This window comes from Arthrobacter sp. Y3221114, from assembly GCF_059092625.1.
Map to the genome: position 1 here is coordinate 487805 of NZ_JBNHHW010000002.1, position 16196 is coordinate 504000.

Consider the following 16196-nt stretch of genomic DNA (forward strand, 5'->3'; position numbering starts at 1 on the left):
CGGTGAAGGTGTGGCCGCCTTCTATTGGTTGTGCTCATGGCTAGACGTATTCCTGAATGTGGAATCCTCAGGCGATCAGGTGGCAGCTGATGAAGCTTTCGAGCGGATGACTGTCGATTGGGAAAGTCTTCCGTTCTAGCAAAGCAGGTCGAAGACGCCTATCAGGTTTGGCACAACGAAAATACCGGGCCGGCCAAGCTCGGCAATGATAGGACCCTCAAAGAATATTTCAGCACTACCTGCGGTTTCTACAAGGAGCACAACCCCAGCTAACGTCAGGGAGGAATTATCGCCCAAACACACCACGCACCGGTCTTTCTTACCGGAGGGATCTTGATTCTCGTCGGCTGGGTACTCTTCGGTCTCTCGGCGTGCGGGCGGCTGATGCGAACTATGCAGCGACGAAGACCTCTCCTGCCGCCAATAATAATCGTCTTGGAAGTGCCAATTCGTCGAGGATCTCCCATGATTTACTCCCTGACTCTTACCTGTGAGTTGCCTGTGAAGTGGATCTCATGTTTTGATGAAACAATTCACTCGCTTGAGCCGTCCGCGCTGTGGGCGGCTTTTCTGTTTGTTGGTGCGGAGACCCTCGCCGGCGTACCCACGATCATCCGCGTCGAGGAGAAGAACGCCGTCGGGGCCATGATCTCCGCCCCGGTGCACTACGGCTACGGCATGGGGCCCAACATCAGCGGGCGCACCGACTGGCTCGAAACCATTCACAAGAGCGATGCCAGTACCGGCGCCGGAAAGGTCCTGTTCGCCCGCATCGTCTACGGCGTGCCGGCCAAGGGCGACGGTTCTGCCCTGCCCAGACTCGAGGCCGCCACCACCGGTGTGTGGGAGCAGGACGCACCTGCTCTCGGTGCCGCCGTGTTCGGCATGGGCACGGACATTCCCACCTCCCGCGCTGAAACCCTGGGTCTGACCTCGGGGAATTGGAAGCGGGCCGAAATCACCTACTGGGACGCGGTCAACCGCACCGTCAACACAGCCTTCCACGGAGCCGGCGGCTGGCAATACGGCGCGACCGTTTACAACGAGGACAACCTTTCCATCCGACAGTACACCGCCTCCGCCATCGGGCAGATCAGCAGCGCCGCGCAGGCACCCGGCGCCCTGACCGCCGAAGGTACGCTCGCGGGGCACGAAGACTTCGCAACCATTACTGCTTATCCGGCTGAAGAGGACCTCGAAGGCCAGGAACACGCAGCCCATATCCGGTTCTTCCCCACCGATGTATGGGGACCTGTCGCCCCAAACAACGCCGGCACCGACACCCGTGTGCACACGACGACCACCTACACCTCACCGTCTGACGTCGACGCGGCCGGCATGCCCCGCATGCTTCCGCTGACTGTCACGACCACCGAAACCTCCGGCGGCAAGCAGCCCACTGCTACGGTCAAACTTGAGACGCCTGAGCCCGTTATCCGCAAGACTGTCAACGGCTACAACGCGCCCAACTCGGAGAACAAGAACGACCCGAACTCCGGATGGGTTCACGGCACCCCCACCAGCGTCAGCACAGACGTCGGTAACGGCACCATGATCACCACCCGGACCTGGCTGGACGACAAAGGCCGCACCGTCGGTGCCCTCCAGCCCGACTCGAACGGCTCGGACGCCGGAACCACCGCGACCATCTACTACACCGCCGAAGCCGGCGCGGACCCCGCCTGCGGGAACAAGCCCGAATACGCCGGATACCTGTGCAAGACCGTCCCTCAGGGCGCCGGCGCGGTGACCGAACACCAGACGGCGTTCAACCTCTACGGCCAAGTCACCCGCACCGAAGAAACAGCGTCCGGCACCAGTAACGTGCTGCGCGCCACTGTGCAGACCTACCGGGCCGACGGGCAGGAACTGACCACCACCGTCACCGGCAATATCGCTGGCTCCGCCCCCGTGCAGCCCACCGAGAAGCTCTACGACAGCCTCGGCCGGCACACCGGCAACCGCGTCCTCGCTTCGCACGGCAAAGCCCAGGCTGACACCGTCTGGACCCTGGACCTTTGGGGACGGACGACGAAATACACCAACTCGCTGGGCGAAGCCACCGAGACGACCTACAACACCATCGGCAAGGTCGGGAAGGTCACCACCCCGCACTCGGTCAGCACCTACTGGTACGGGGCCTGGGGCGGCCACGGCACCACCGAATACCGGTATCTGCCGACCAAGATGACCATCTCCAACCATGGCGCAGCCGGCACTACCGCAACATACACCGCTGGCTACAACACCGACGGGAACATCACCACCCAAACCATGCCCGCCGGCCTCATCCAGACCAGGGACTATGATTCCGCCGGCCGGCCGACCACTCTCACTTACTCCGGGCCGGTCACACAGCCGGACGGCACCACGACCACCAGCACCTGGATCTCTTGGACCCAGGCCCGCAACACCGCAGGCCAAGTCGTCGCCGAATCCACCCCGGACGGGATCCTGCTCGGTGGCCTCGCACCAGGCGGTGACCCCGCCGCGGATTACGAGCGCGAATACACCTACGACCAAGCCTCACGACTGACCAATGTCGTGGACCGTACGGCGGCGGCCGGGGAAGCTATCAACACCGACCCCGCGGAAGGAGACCTCACTCCCACCACCACCCGCACGTACACCTTCGACCAGAACGGCAACCGCACCTCGCTTGTCACCAGCATTGAGGGAGGCGCTAAGTCCACCAGGACCTGGATCTACGACGACGCCGGCCGCATCGGAGCAGCCGAAGGCTACGGCTACGACGGGCTAGGACGCCAGACCACCATCCCCGCCGCCGACGCCCCCGGAACCGATAGCACCGCTGCAGGCAGTGGCGCCATCGCCATCGGCTACTACGATGATGATCGCGCTCACACCATCACCCGTATCGGAACCACAACAAGCATTGGAATGGATCCGGAAGGCCGCCGACTGACCTTGGACAACGCCAGCGGTACGCTCACCCAGCATTACACCGACAGCAGCGATAATCCCGGATGGATTAGCCAAACCAGCGGAACCACTACGACGACGACTCGCTATGAAACCACCCTAGGCGATGACCTTGCCGTCACCATCACAGACAGCGAGGCCAGGCTGGCGATCAACAATCCCCACGGCGACACAGTAGCTACCGCTACCCTCCCGGTAACGGGGAATGCGACCGGCATTAACTCCTGGACTCAATACGACGAGTACGGAAATCTGCAAACCGTTTCCGTCGACACCGGAACCATCAAGTACGGCTGGCACGGCGCCGACCAGCGCGCCCTCGACACCAGCGGTCTCATCCTCATGGGAATCCGGTTGTACAACAGTTCAACGGGTCATTTCACGAGCAATGACCCAGTGCGAGGAGGCAACACTACTCCTCTTACATACCCGCAAGACCCGATTAACATGCAAGACATTTCGGGCCAGTACCGTGTCTGTGGCAAAGCGTGTGAGATCGCTGTGAACATTGGAAACGGAATTGCTTTTATCGGTTGCCGGACTTTTGGGCTTGGAGGCATCCTGTGTGGAGGCGTAGTAGGAGCTATCACAGAATTCGGCAAATACCTCTACCAGTGGAGCGGTGATCGTCGCTTCTCTTGGAAGAAGGCCGGAGAGGCTGCCGCGTGGGGGGCACTTATCGGATCTGTAAGTCTTGCCGGGCTGAAAGCTATCGGTAAGGCCGTGGGCTGGGCGCTTAAACGCGGGGGACATCATTCAGCTGCTCGATTCTTTGCGGCTCAGTTCGATGTCCTACTGCGTAAGCCTAGACACAGAAAGTAAGGAAAGCAGGAGATGACAAGCGCGGAACATAACGGGGCATGGCGGACCTTGCTGCTTTACGCCCTTGGCGTTCTAGCCATAACCAGCACAGCCACGGCTGCTTCAGCTCTTCTTTTCGGCCCAATCCTAGGGCGCTTCGAATCGTTCGCCGATGGTTTCTTCTCCGTTCTACCCTTCACTGGAGCTGCAGCTGCATACGGCCTAGGGACATATTTATGGCGCCGTAAAGGCACGCGCAACAGGGGAGACTGAAAGCCGGCCAACAGCAGAAGGCTAACCCTCGCACTCACTGCGTGAGCGCAGCTGACGCCCCCGACGGCAAGATCACCACGGACGGCGACACGCGCTGTCGCTCAGCGCGAACTGCGCACCTCGCCGCAGACGCGGCGAGGTGCGCAGGGAGACGTTCGCTGCCGCCGTCACGGGGCTTTTTGCCAGCTGGCCTGATCGGGGCAGGGAGGCCGGCAGAGCGCAACCCGTTTGCGCCTGATCCACAGGCCCTGACCTCGCCCGTATGGATCGTCGCCACGTCCCCCGTGAACTCGCGAGTGGTCACGATCTATCAAGGGAACCTACAGCAAGCAGGAGATCCAGGATTTCAAAGTGATTGCAGGACCGGTCACCGAGGCGGGCGTGGTCGTTACGCTTAGTAAGATTAGCCCCTCGGTTTTGAAGCGCTGAAGAACGCCTCGCTGCAGCAGGCGCCTTCGTCATTCTCGCCTTCGCCCAACAGCCGGCGCTGCCGGGACATGGGGAAGGACTCCCGCACCCTGGCTACCGTCTCAAGCGAGATATTCACGGTCTCAACACCGGGTTCGAGGCCGAGGTCGGCTTCGGTGGCCCCCATCGGATCCAGCAGAATGCTGCGGCCTACCGAGACCGGCGGCGCTTGGCACACCCCAGCCACATATACGCTGTTTTCGATGGCTCGGGCGGCGTTCAGGGCCAGCCACTGTCCGGTCTTGTGCTTGCCTGGCACCCAGGACGAGCAGACCAGCAGGACTTGGGCGCCGGCGTCAGCAAGCGATCTGGCCAGTTCCGGGAACCGGAGGTCGTAGCAGGTCATCAGGCCGAAGCGCGCTCCCTCGGATTCGAACACCACCGGGCGAGTGGACGGGCCTGGCTTAATGAACGTCGACTCGCCGAAGCCCTGGGCGTCGAAGAGGTGGATCTTCCGGTAGGAGGCCAGCAGGTCTCCGTCTTGCCCGAACGCCACCAGGGTGTTGTAGGCCTTGCCCGGTTCGTCCGAGGTTTCCACTACCCCCGCCACCAGCGCGATGCGGTGGCGCCGGGCGGTGCTGGCAAGTTTCTGGCAGACAGGACCGTCTAGCGGCTCCGCCACTGCGGGGAACGTCGCGTCCACAACCTTTTTCTCGTATGTAGCGTATTCCGGGAAGGCGACCAGGGTGGCGCCGTCGCGGGCTGCCTCGGCGGCAAACCGGTCGATCGCGTCGAGGTTGCCCTGGATATCGGTGCCCGACGCCAACTGCCCGAGCGCTATCCTCACGATGATTCCTTCCATTGGGTCAGGCGGCGGCCCCTGATCAGGCGGCCGCCTCAACCGAGGCCTTTTCCGTGGCGGTCATTTCCGGCGGTGCCGCCTTGAAACCTCTGGTGATCAGGGCCAGGACAACCGCGCCAAGTACCAGCCAGCACACTCCCAACGTAATCGCGTTGCTGTCCAGCTGTGAGAGCAGGTAGGCGCAAATCACGGCTCCAATCACCGGGACCACGACGTAGGACGCGGGGTTCAGCCGGCGCCCGGCACGGCGCTGGCGCACGTAGTGGAACACCACCGAGGCGTTGACCAGGCTGAAGGCGGTGAAGGCGCCGAAGTTGATGAATGACGTGGACGTGGCCACGTCCAGGAAAATCGCGATCAGTCCCACGATGCCCGTGAAGATCAGGTTTACCACCGGAGTGTGAAATTTAGCACTGAGTTGGCCGAAGACAGCCTTGGGCAGGACGGAGTCCCGGCCCATGGCATACAGGAGGCGCGAGGCGCTGGCCTGCGCGGCGAGGCCGGAGGCGAACTGCGCCACCACCAGGCCGGCGAGGAAGACCGCGCCGAACAGCTGCCCGCCGATCTGCAGCGCGATGGAGCTGGCCGCGGAGGCCGAGTCCTCGAACACGCCGCCGGGGTGGACCAGCTGGGTCACGTAGGACACGGCGACGAAGATACCGCCACCGATCAGGGCGATGAGCATGATTGCGCGGGGCATGTTCTTGCGCGGTTCGACGGTCTCCTCCGTGAGGGTGGTGACGGCGTCGAACCCGAGGAACGAGTACGCGGCGATGGCGGCGCCGGCGGAGATAGTGGCGAAGCTGGAGGTGTCGTTGAAGAACGGCTGAGTGCTGGCCAGGCCGCCGACGCCCGCGGTGGACACCACATTGCCGATGGACAGGGCCACAAAGAACACGATGACCAGCAGCTGGAACGCCATGAGCACGTAGTTGGCCTTGTCCGCCACCTTGATGCCGAGGATGTTCAGCAGCGTGGTGATGAGGATGAAGCCAACGATCCAGACCCCAATGGGGATCCCGGGGAACTGCGCGCTCAGGTACGAGCCGCCGATGAGCCAGATCACCATCGGCAGGAAGAGGTAGTCCAACAGGATGGCCCAGCCGACGAGGAATCCGACCCTAGGATCAATTGACCGGCGGACGTAGGTGTAGGCGGAACCGGCCACGGGGTATGCGATGGCCATCCGACCGTAGCTGTGGGCCGTGAACAGCATGGCGACCATTGCTACCAGATAGGCGGACGGCGATGCCCCGCCGGTGGTCTCGGCGATGATGCCGAAGATTCCCAGGACAATCAAAGGGGTCAGGTACGCCAGCCCGAACAAGACCAGGGAGGGCAGCTTCAGCGTCCGGGTGAGGGTTGGTGTTGTCGTCACAGGTGTTCCTTAGGCGCTAAAGGATTGAGGAGCCCAGGTGGCTGGGCTGATCCTGCCCTGGTAAACGGGAAGTTCGACGGCGTCTTCGCCGTCGCGGAACTGGGACCAGGGGCGGTTGAGGTTTTCGGTGCCGTGGGTTCTGACATGCTCGACGGCGGCGAGGTCCAGTTCCGCTGTCAGCAGCACCGGGGTGTCGTCGTCGGCCTCGGCGAGGGTGTTGCCCTCCGGGTCGACAATGATGCTCTGGCCTTTGCCTGTGGGTCCGGCACAGTTGACGCTGACCACGAAGACCTGGTTCACGATGGCGTTGGCCTTGGCCAGCACGAGTTCCTGCCGCCGGTCCGGTTTCGTGGTTTTCACGACGTTGAGGATGACCTCGGCGCCCATCCAGGCGAGCTGGCGGGACACCTCTGGGAACCACGCGTCGTAGCAGATGTTCAGGCCCACCCTGCCGACGCCTGGCAGATCCACGGTGGTGAACCGGTCGCCGGGGTCGTAGGGCTCAAACGGGCGCCAAGGGAAAACCTTTCGGTACCATCCGGCTAGCTCGCCCTCTGGGGACAGGACCAGCTGGGTGTTGAACAACTGCCCTTCTGGACCGCGCTCACAGATGCTGCCCGGGACCAGCCAGATGCCCAGGTCGCCGGCGAGCTGCCGGAGCTCGTTGACCCGGGGACCGTCCAGCGGTTCTGCGGACTCCTGGAGCATTTCGGTGCGCTGCTGGTCCGGGTCGGAATCCCCGAACAAGTGCAGTTCAGGGAAGACCACCAGCGTGCTGTGCGGCTTGACCGCGAGGGCGGCTTTGACCTCGTCCGCGAAAGCCGAGACGGGTTCACCGATGAGCCGGGGCGGGGCCTGGGCAGCGATGAGGGGAAGAATGCGTTGCATGTTATCTCCACGTTGGGGATGTGATCCGGACTATATTAGATCAGAATGATCCAATTATGGGAAGGGGGGTGAAGATGAGCCGTAGAGTAGCGGTTATGATCCGTCAGCTGGAAGACACCGTCGGACCCTCGCCCATCGGTTCAGGAAGGATTCCCGGGACGAACCGCCGAAGCGCGATCGACGCCGTCCGGCTGCGGATCGGCATGGCGATTTCGCTGGGGCTGCTGAAGCCCGGGGAGCGTCTGCCCGACCAGGAGGACGTGGCCCTGGGCCTGTCGGTCAGCCCGATCACTGCTCGCCGAGCGTTAGCGAGTCTGGCGGAGCAGGGCGTGGTGGTCCGCCGTCGCGGGCGGGCCGGCGGGACGTTTGTGGCGGACGAGCCGCCGCGGAGTGTGCTGGCCGAGCTGTCGGCATCACCGGCCGAGTCTCAGGCTGTAAATCGGTTGGTGGACAGCAGACTGCTCTTCGAATGCGCTGTGACGCATTACGCGGCGGTCAACGCCACGGCTGAACAATTGGAGGAGCTGGACCGGCTGACTCTTGAGATGGCCGAATCCACGGACTGGTCCTACTATCACCAAGCGGACGAGCGGTTCCATCAACTGGTCGGCACCGCGTCGGGGCTGGGCAGCGCTGTCGAGGCTTACCACGAGACGCTCGCGCAGCTCTATGAGTACTTCATCCCCTACCCGATCGAGCGGCTGCATAAATCGAATGGCGACCACATCGCGCTCGTGGCGGCCCTCCGCGCCGGCGACGTACAGAAAGCCGTAGAGGTCTCCCGCAGGCACGTGGACAACCTGCACCAAACCATGTTCATGGGATTGGCCAATGGCTAAGCCACATCCACCTCTACCTAATACGCCCCCTCGGAATGCACCTTCGCGGTCATACAGAGTGCGCAGGTGGCGATGTCCGTCGAGTTCTCAGGAACGGGAACACCAGCCGGCACCAGAACAGCAGGGCCTCCGTGAGAGGGAAGGGCACAGCACATTTAGTCCTGCGGTACGCGTCGTCGATGGACGTCTCCAGGATTGGGCTTCCACCCAGGTGCCGACGTTCAGGGGGTGGCCGTCGGGCCGCCCTTGGCAGGCGTCCTCAGGGGCGTTCTTGTTCGGCTTCTTCCACGCCGGGTCCTAACGGCAGCCAGTATCGATCAAACTACCGCCGCCTGCAAACAATAAGCGAGGCCACGCGTTGCAGCCCGACCGGTGTCAGTTGGCCCGAACCTGCCCGGCCCGGCGCCTGCGCAGCTCTGCCCGGTGACGGTAAAGGCTCAGCAGGCGGGTGACCAGCGCCCAGTAGGCGACGCCGGAGGCCAGTGAGGCGACGACGGCCACCGCGGGATGGATGGAGACCAGGGGCGGGAAGACCAACCAATGGGTGAGATAGATGTACAGCGACGCGCTGGCCAGCAGGACGGTCAGCCGCTGCAGGCCGCGGGGTACGGGCAGGGTGCGCAGCCAGATGAGCACCAGTATTCCGGCCAGCAGTGTCGCTTCCCGGGACGGATCGTTAAAGAAGCCCGGAACGCTGAGCAGCACCAGGGCAGTGGCCAGGCAGCGCTGTGGAATTGTCCGCGCCTGCGCGATGGTCCACCCAAGGGCGAACAACCACAGGGCCGGGCCGGTGTTCGGCACGTCGAGATCAACGATTTCAAATCGGCCTGCCATGCCGGCCGCGGTCAGTCCGAGCGGGAACCCAAAGGGGAACCGCCCCTGCAGGCGGGAAACGGCGGGAATGGCCAGCAGCGCCGTCATGCAGATCAGGAGGTAGGTCAGGACCTCCACGAACCAGAAGTGCCATTCGGTCGTCACCTCCTGCGGTCCGATGAGGGCATTCAGCAGGAAGATGTTGGCGATGCTGTAATCGTCGGTCAAGACATAGGCCAGCGCGATGAAGGCGACGCTGGGCACGAGAATCCGGGCGAGGCTGGCAAGTTGGCGGCGCAGCCGTTTGGCTGGCTGGCCCTGCACTTGGAAACGCGCGAAATTGTATCCGGCGGCCGCCAGCAGCACGTGGGCGGTTCCCTCCCAGTGGAACAGTCCGATATGTGTGCTGATGATGAAGATGATCGCTACCGCCCGCAGCACGATGCTCGACTCCATCGGCGCGAACAGCTTTCTTCGCCGCCTGACCGGAGGCGCCGTCCGTTCAAGCTCGCTGACGGGGCGGAGATGCCAGTCATCCGGCAGTAAGCCAAGCGCATTTTCAAGCCGGACCGAGGCAGCGACGTAGGACAGTGAGTCGCCGCCCAACGAGGCGAACGTGTCGGTGTCCTGGACGGCGGGGACCTCCAGCAGCTCCGCAAAGATGGCCCGCACGTCGCGCGGCCCTTCGGCCCGTGTTCGGGTTTGTCCCTGCGGCGCCGGGGCGGGATCGGCGAGGGCCAGCACGGCTTGATAATCGGGTTTTCCGCTGCCGAGCCGCGGCAGGTGCTCCACCGCATGCACGGCCAGCGATCCACGGGGAATACCCATGTCCACCGCCAGGGACTTCTTAAGCAGTCCGGGGTCGTGCTCACCCTCGACGGCGACCACGAGGTGTTCATCCTTGCCGGCGGCGACGGCCCGTACGCCCAGGTCCCCGAGGATTTGCTCCACCCGCCCCAGATCGATGCGCAGGCCCGCGATCTTGATAAACCGGCTGCGCCGCCCCACCACCTCATACAGTCCGTCCGGATGCCTGCGGGCGAGGTCTCCGGTGCGCAGTTCAGTGACCGTGCGGCCGGTGGCCAGGTCTCCTGGCTTTTCGGCGTAGCCCAGCATGACGTTGGGACCGGTGTAGACGAGTTCGCCGTCGTCGAGACCATCGATCGGGTCAATCCGGAAACTGCCACCGGGCACGGGAACACCGATGCGGGACGGGTTCTGAGCAGTCAGGCCAGGCGGCAGGTAAGCCATCCGTGCCGTGGCTTCGGTCTGGCCGTACATGACGAACAGTTCCCAGCCCCGGTCCCGGCCGAGCACGGCGTAGCGCCGGACAAGCTCGGGCGCCAGCCGTCCGCCGGCCTGCGTCACGTAGCGAAGGTGCGGCAGGTCCATATCGGCGAATCCCACGCGTTCCAGGAGATCGAAGGTGTATGGCACCGCGGCGAAGGCGGTGGCCTCCGTGCTGCGGAACAGGTCCCAAAAGCAGGGATCGACCACGGAAAGGTTGGTCAGCACCAGCGAGGCGCCCGTGAGCAGGTGGCTGTTGATCACCGACAACCCGTAGCAGTACGACATCGGGAGGGTGGTGACAGCCCGGTCCTGAGGCCGAAGCCGCAGGTATTCGGCAATCGCACCGGCATTCGCCTGCAGGTTTCGTTGCGAAAGCCGCACGAGTTTCGGGGAACCAGTGGAACCGGACGTGCTCAGCATCAGGGCCAGGTCCGGGTGAAGTTCGTGTCTGGTGGCCGGGCGCACTTCCCGTATTGTTGGTTCCCCGTTTCCGGCGGCGTCTCCCATGACCACGTCCGGATCGAAGGCGTCGATGATGGACCGCATGGCCGAGGGTTTGTCTGCCGGCACCAGAATCAGCGGGTGGCCCGCGGACAGCGCCGCCAGGTAGGCCACCAGGGAATCGAGGTTGTTGCTTGCGGTCAGCACAGCCAGCCGGCGAACGGGGCCAAGCCTGTCGACGACGGCTTCCACCCGTTCCGCCAACTGGCGGTAGCTGATCTTCCCGTCATCGGTGAGGACGGCAGGGCTGTCGGCGAAGCGGGCGAGCTCCGCGGCGAAGCCAACACCCGGTGTCGCCCTTTCCAGGGGCCGGGACGGTAGTGAAACGGACAACGGAATTACCTCATTGGTGTAGCTATGGGGGACGGTAGCGGCGTCGCGGAGCCGACAGCGGATGCGGGCGGTTCCGTGACGGCACGGTCGCCGATCAGCAGGGTCGGGTGTGTTCCGGCTGCGACGGCCACGCTGACGGCAGTGCCGGGGGCATAGCGCACCTGGTGCGGCTGCCAGGACCGCACGGTACGGCCCGAGGCCAGGCGGATATGGTGCAGCAGGAAAGCGCCCCTGTATTCCAGGGACACCACCCTGGCCTGGGCTGCAGGGTCCGGCGACAGCGACACTTCATGCGGCCGGAGCACCACGTCCACGTCCGCGTCACAGTTCGCCCAGCCCGGCACCGTGGAGACGACCCCGATTTCGCAGGTCAGCAACGCGTTGTGGACATGTGCGGGAAGAAAATCGGCGTCCCCCATGAAGGAGGCCACAAAACGGGTGGACGGCCGTTCGAAGACCTTCTCAGGTGTATCGACCTGCTCCATGACGCCGTCGCGCATCACTGCCACGCGGTCACCGACCGACAGCGCTTCGGTCTGGTCGTGGGTTATCAGCAGGCCGGTGGTACCGGTTTCCCGGAGGACTGCGACAACGTCTGCGCGAACCCGACCCCGCAGCGTTTCGTCCAGACTGGAGAAGGGTTCGTCCAGCAGGACGACGGCGGGTCGCGGGGCCAAGGCGCGCGCCAGGGCGACCCGCTGTTGCTCACCGCCGGACAACTCGTGCGGATAGCGGGAGGCCAGGTGCCCGAGCCGTACGAGTTCGAGCACCTCGGCGACGCGCTTTTCCCGTTCCCGGGCGGCCATCCGGTTCAGCCCGAAGGCCACGTTTTTCCGGACGGTCAGGTTCGGGAACAGGGCGTGGTCCTGGAACACCAGTCCCACCCGGCGGTGTTCCGGCTGCTGGAACCGCCGCCGGTCCGCGACGGTCTCGCCGGCGATGGTGATGCTTCCCGCGTCTGGCCGCTCCAGTCCGGCAATGAGCCGGAGCATGGTCGATTTCCCGCATCCGGACGGGCCGATGACAGTGACCAGCTCGCCCGCGGCAACCTTCAGTTCCAGGGCAGTCGCGGCGGCCACCTTGCCGTAGCGCTTGCCCACACCGTCCAGTTCCAGTGCAGGGGGCAGGGAACGGGGGCCAAGAGTGGACGTCACGGTGCCATCGCCTCGCTCCGGAGCCCGGCCGTCCGCCTAAACAGGAAATACACCGGGATCACGGCCACCGCAATGATGCCCAGTGCCGGCAGCGCCGCCTTCTCCCAAAAATTTTCGCGGGCCAACTCGTAGACCCAGACGGACACCGTCGTGAACCCAAAGGGCCGCAGCAGGAGCACGATCGGCAGTTCCTTGACAGCGTCGATGGCCACCAGAATCAACGCGACGGCGGACCCCCGGCGGGCCAGCGGCAGGTGGACGTGCATCAGCAGCCTTCGCGGCGTGGCGCCAAGGCTCAGCGCGGAGGAAGTCAGCGATGGCGGGATCTTGGCAAAGCTCGCGTCGACCGCTTGGTACGCGGGCGCGAGGAAGCGCACCACGTAGGCGAAGAGGATCCCGGCCACGGACCCGGTAACCAGCAGGCCGGTGCCGCCCGGGACCCCTGCCGTTTCGAGCAATTCATCGAATCGGGCGAACGCGATCAGCACGCCGATACCTATCACCGCGCCCGGAACTGCATACCCGAAGGTCGTTACCTGCGCGGCAGACGTGACCAGCGCGCCACCACCCAAGCGCAGGCTGTGCCCGATGAGCAGCGCCAGCGCGGCGCACAGCAGTGCGACGATCGTGGCAACCGCGATGCTGTTGGCCAAATACTCCGCAAACCGCGGATCCAGTAAGGTCTCCGCACCGCCGAAGGCCTCCCCGGCAGCCCAACCGGCCAGCTGCGCCACGGGCAGGACGAACCCGGCCCCGAACACGGCCAGGCCTGCAACTGCGGCGGCCCATCCCCTCCAGCCGGTAAGCTGCCGGGGCTGCACGCCAGCGCCACGACTGTTTTTCTGGTGGAAACGGGACCGCCCCCGGAGCAGGCGTTCCCCGGCAAGCACCGCTACCGCGAACAGCAGTACCAGCACCGAAAGCTGGGTGGCGGCGTGGAAGTCGAAGCTGCCTTTCCACACCAGGTAAACCCCCACGGAGACCGTCTGCACGTTGAAATACTGGACGGTGGCGAAGTCGGTCAGCGTTTCCATCATGACCAGGGCCAGGGCCGCGGCCAGCGACGGCCTGGCCATAGGCGCGACCACCCGCCACAGCGCCCGCGTCCGGCTGGCCCCCAAGGTGCGGGCGGCGTCGTAGGTTGCTGTGCCCTGTTCGGCCAAGGCCGCCCGCGCAAGGAGATAGACGTACGGGTAGAGCGTCAGCGACATGACCACGACGGCGGCGGGCAGGGACCGTACCTCTGGCAGCCATGCCCCCGGCCCCAGCACCGAACGCAGCACGGCCTGCACCGGACCGCCAACGTCGAAGGTGGAAAGGAACACGAAGCCCAGGATGTACGCCGGCATGGCCAGCGGCAGCACCAGCGCCCACACCAGCATTCTCCGGAAGGGGAAATTGAAGGCGGTGACCAGCCATGCCAGCCCGCCACCAATCAGGAGGGTGCAGGCGCCGACGCCGGCCATCAGCGCAAGGGTGGACAAGACCATCGCGCCGAGGTCGCGCGGCACGGTTGCATGCCCCAGGCTCCCCAGCCCGTCCACAAGCACCGCGACGACCGGGGCGGCCACCAGCGCGGCAACGGCCACCACGGCCGCCGACCACAAGGGACGGCCGCCCCCGGCCATCCGGCGCCTGCGCTGTCCGGGAACCGCGGCAGGTGCCAGGACCCGCGGCTGACTCACTTGTAGCCGGCCTCGGCCAGGACCTCGGTAGCCTCTGCGTTGAGGTCTCCGTAGGCCTCTGCATTCAGCGGCATGCGGCTAAACTCACCGAACCCTGCAATCACCGGCTCCGGCTTGACCGACGGGTTGACCGGGAACTCGTGGTTCGCGTCCACAAAGGCGTTCTGCCCGGTCGTGGCCAGCCATTCGATGAGCCGCTGCGCGTCCGCCGCATTGTCCGAGTTTGCGACCACGCCGGCGCCGGAGATGTTCACATGCGCGCCGGCGCCCTCCTGGCTGGCCCAGAACAGGTCGACGGAGAAGTTGGGGTTCTCCTCCAAGGTCCGGGCGAGGTAGTAATGGTTGGTGATGCCCACGTCACAGGCCCCGGCGTCGATCGCTTCCAGCAGCAGCACGTCGTTGCTCATGATGTCCACTTCGTTGGCCACCCACCCCTTCACGATCTCCAGGGCTTTCTCCCGCCCGTGCAGGTCGATCAGGCTGGCGACCAGGGACTGCGTGTAGGAAGAGGTGGCATCCCGCATGCACAGCCGGCCCTTCCACTGCGGATCTGCCAGGCCTGCATAGGTGTCCTGGGCATCAAAGTCGCCGGCATCAACATTGTCGGGGTTATAGGTCAAGGTCCTGGCCCGCATTGCCAGACCGAACCATTGCCCCTCGGGATCGCGCAGGTCTTCCGGGACCGCCTTCTCCAGCTCCTCCGAACGGACCGGCGCAAGCACGTCCTGGCGGGCAGCGTTCCAAAGATTGCCGGCATCCACAGTCATGAAAACATCAGAGGGAGTATCGCTGCCCTCCGCCTTCAGCCGCTCCAGCAGCTCCGCGTCGTCACCGGTAATGAATTCCACCGAGATACCCGTTTCATCGGTAAAGTCAGCGAAAGCGCCCTCCAGGTCATAGTGCCGCGCCGAATAGATCTGCAGATCGGCAGGAGGCTTACCGATACCCATGACGCCGCAGCCGGAAAGTGCCAACGCGGACACCGTCGACGCGACGCAAAGAGCATAAAGCTTGGGTCGATGCATGAAGAGGCACTCCTGAGGAAAGCGGCAACCACCGCGCAACGAAGGTAGGCAAGGCTTACCTTGCCTCAGACATTGTGTCTTAGGGCGCGAGAATAGGCAACATTCTCATTACGTAATCCCGTTGCATGGTTTACTGCGGACCACGCCGTCAGCGGATCGACATGTTGCCTACCAGCGGGGGCAGTACATCCACCAGGACATCGGGTCGCAGGAGGGGCCCGGTCCCCAAGAGGCCCGGAGCTGCTCCGAAATCAGCACGAATCACCGGCGATTGAGTGGCGTACGACTGAGTTCGCCTACGTCTGTGGGCGCCCTGCGGGAGGATCGAGTGGGGCGCTGTCAAATGCGGATGTAGGCGGCGCCGTCTAACTGGCGGCGGGCGAGGTGGGCGACGGCTGCGGGGACCATGGTTATGCCCTCGGCGAGGGAGGTTTCGTCGATGCCTGCCGAACGCATGCTGTTCCTGCAGACGGTGACGGCCGTATCGTCTTCCGCCGCGAGGGCGGAGGCCTCTGCCGCGGAGGAATCGCCTGTGGCCAGCTGGGCGACGGCCGGGCCTTGCACGACGAGTTCGATCTCCGCGGCGGGAAGCTCCGCCCGGGCATTGCGCGCTATGCGCAGCGCCGCGCCGAGATCGGGGAAGGGTGCCTCTCCCGGGCCCGCGAGGTGGAGGATTAACACAGCGTTCTGCATGCCGGCCACCTTAACACGCGTCCCCCGGTCAGCGACCCAGCAATTCTTTGATCCGGCCGAAGATCGAACTCCAGCCCGGACCGGACGGCGGACGCTGCCCAGCCGGGCCGGAACAGGTGCAGCGGCGGGACTGCGGAACGTTTTTCATGACTTGGTCCACATGGTTGCCGCATCCGGCCCAGGTGGCTTTCCCGCATTTCTGGCACGTGGCCACTCGGCACATACTGGCCTCCTTCTCGGTATATCGGGTAGGTGCAGGGACCTGAACCTACCGCAAAGTTTGCATACCCCTTGGGGTATCTTACCAACT

At 64.5% G+C, this 16196-nt stretch carries 11 protein-coding genes; 2 read left to right on the plus strand and 9 right to left on the minus strand.

What is annotated here, in order from left to right:
• Positions 1-465: 465 nt before the first annotated feature.
• Positions 466-3765, plus strand: coding sequence for an RHS repeat-associated core domain-containing protein (locus AC5RV3_RS06390; protein ID WP_494121396.1), 3300 nt, complete (start codon positions 466-468; stop codon positions 3763-3765).
• A gap of 655 nt (positions 3766-4420) precedes the next feature.
• On the opposite strand, the gene AC5RV3_RS06395 is transcribed toward AC5RV3_RS06390, so the two are convergent.
• Genes AC5RV3_RS06395 through AC5RV3_RS06405 form a run of 3 tightly spaced genes read right to left on the minus strand, consistent with a single transcriptional unit; the run spans position 4421 to position 7553 of the window.
• A complete protein-coding gene (locus AC5RV3_RS06395) occupies positions 4421-5272 on the minus strand; it encodes a carbon-nitrogen hydrolase family protein (RefSeq protein WP_494121397.1) in 852 nt (283 codons plus the stop codon).
• A gap of 37 nt (positions 5273-5309) precedes the next feature.
• Complete coding sequence (locus AC5RV3_RS06400; RefSeq protein WP_494121398.1) at positions 5310-6665, minus strand: APC family permease; 1356 nt, start codon at positions 6663-6665, stop codon at positions 5310-5312.
• Positions 6666-6674: 9 nt separating this feature from the next.
• On the minus strand, positions 6675-7553 hold the full coding sequence (locus tag AC5RV3_RS06405; protein WP_494121399.1) for a carbon-nitrogen hydrolase family protein: 879 nt from the start codon (positions 7551-7553) through the stop codon (positions 6675-6677).
• Between the two features lie 95 nt (positions 7554-7648).
• On the opposite strand from AC5RV3_RS06405, the gene AC5RV3_RS06410 reads away from it, so the two are divergent.
• Positions 7649-8392: a FadR/GntR family transcriptional regulator gene (locus AC5RV3_RS06410; protein WP_494121400.1), complete on the plus strand. Its 744-nt coding sequence runs from the start codon at positions 7649-7651 to the stop codon at positions 8390-8392.
• A gap of 375 nt (positions 8393-8767) precedes the next feature.
• Here AC5RV3_RS06410 and AC5RV3_RS06415 read toward each other — a convergent pair whose 3' ends face one another.
• The 6 genes from AC5RV3_RS06415 to AC5RV3_RS06440 all read right to left on the minus strand — a co-directional run bounded on the left by AC5RV3_RS06415 (position 8768) and on the right by AC5RV3_RS06440 (position 16109).
• Positions 8768-11329, minus strand: a complete 2562-nt coding sequence (locus AC5RV3_RS06415; protein WP_494121401.1) for an AMP-binding protein — start codon at positions 11327-11329, stop codon at positions 8768-8770.
• A gap of 5 nt (positions 11330-11334) precedes the next feature.
• Entirely contained in the window at positions 11335-12483 is a 1149-nt protein-coding gene (locus AC5RV3_RS06420; RefSeq protein WP_494121402.1) for an ABC transporter ATP-binding protein, read from the minus strand.
• Positions 12480-14168, minus strand: coding sequence for an ABC transporter permease (locus tag AC5RV3_RS06425; RefSeq protein ID WP_494121403.1), 1689 nt, complete (start codon positions 14166-14168; stop codon positions 12480-12482). Before AC5RV3_RS06425 ends, AC5RV3_RS06420 begins: the two co-directional genes overlap by 4 nt.
• The gene (locus tag AC5RV3_RS06430; RefSeq protein ID WP_494121404.1) at positions 14165-15193 is read right to left on the minus strand and encodes an extracellular solute-binding protein; all 1029 of its coding nucleotides are present in this window, start codon (positions 15191-15193) and stop codon (positions 14165-14167) included. Before AC5RV3_RS06430 ends, AC5RV3_RS06425 begins: the two co-directional genes overlap by 4 nt.
• A 339-nt stretch (positions 15194-15532) precedes the next feature.
• Entirely contained in the window at positions 15533-15886 is a 354-nt protein-coding gene (locus tag AC5RV3_RS06435) for a DsrE family protein (protein WP_494121405.1), read from the minus strand.
• Between the two features lie 28 nt (positions 15887-15914).
• Positions 15915-16109: a DUF8730 family Cys-rich protein gene (locus AC5RV3_RS06440; protein ID WP_494121406.1), complete on the minus strand. Its 195-nt coding sequence runs from the start codon at positions 16107-16109 to the stop codon at positions 15915-15917.
• Positions 16110-16196: the final 87 nt, after the last annotated feature.

Excerpts from the sequence above, each read along its gene's own strand:
- AC5RV3_RS06390 (WP_494121396.1), top strand. The coding sequence starts at position 466 with ATGATTTACTCCCTGACTCTTACCTGTGAGTTGCCTGTGAAGTGGATC.
- AC5RV3_RS06435 (WP_494121405.1), bottom strand. The coding sequence starts at position 15,886 with ATGCAGAACGCTGTGTTAATCCTCCACCTCGCGGGCCCGGGAGAGGCA.
- AC5RV3_RS06430 (WP_494121404.1), bottom strand. The coding sequence starts at position 15,193 with ATGCATCGACCCAAGCTTTATGCTCTTTGCGTCGCGTCGACGGTGTCC.
- AC5RV3_RS06405 (WP_494121399.1), bottom strand. The coding sequence starts at position 7,553 with ATGCAACGCATTCTTCCCCTCATCGCTGCCCAGGCCCCGCCCCGGCTC.
- AC5RV3_RS06440 (WP_494121406.1), bottom strand. The coding sequence starts at position 16,109 with ATGTGCCGAGTGGCCACGTGCCAGAAATGCGGGAAAGCCACCTGGGCC.
- AC5RV3_RS06410 (WP_494121400.1), top strand. The coding sequence starts at position 7,649 with ATGATCCGTCAGCTGGAAGACACCGTCGGACCCTCGCCCATCGGTTCA.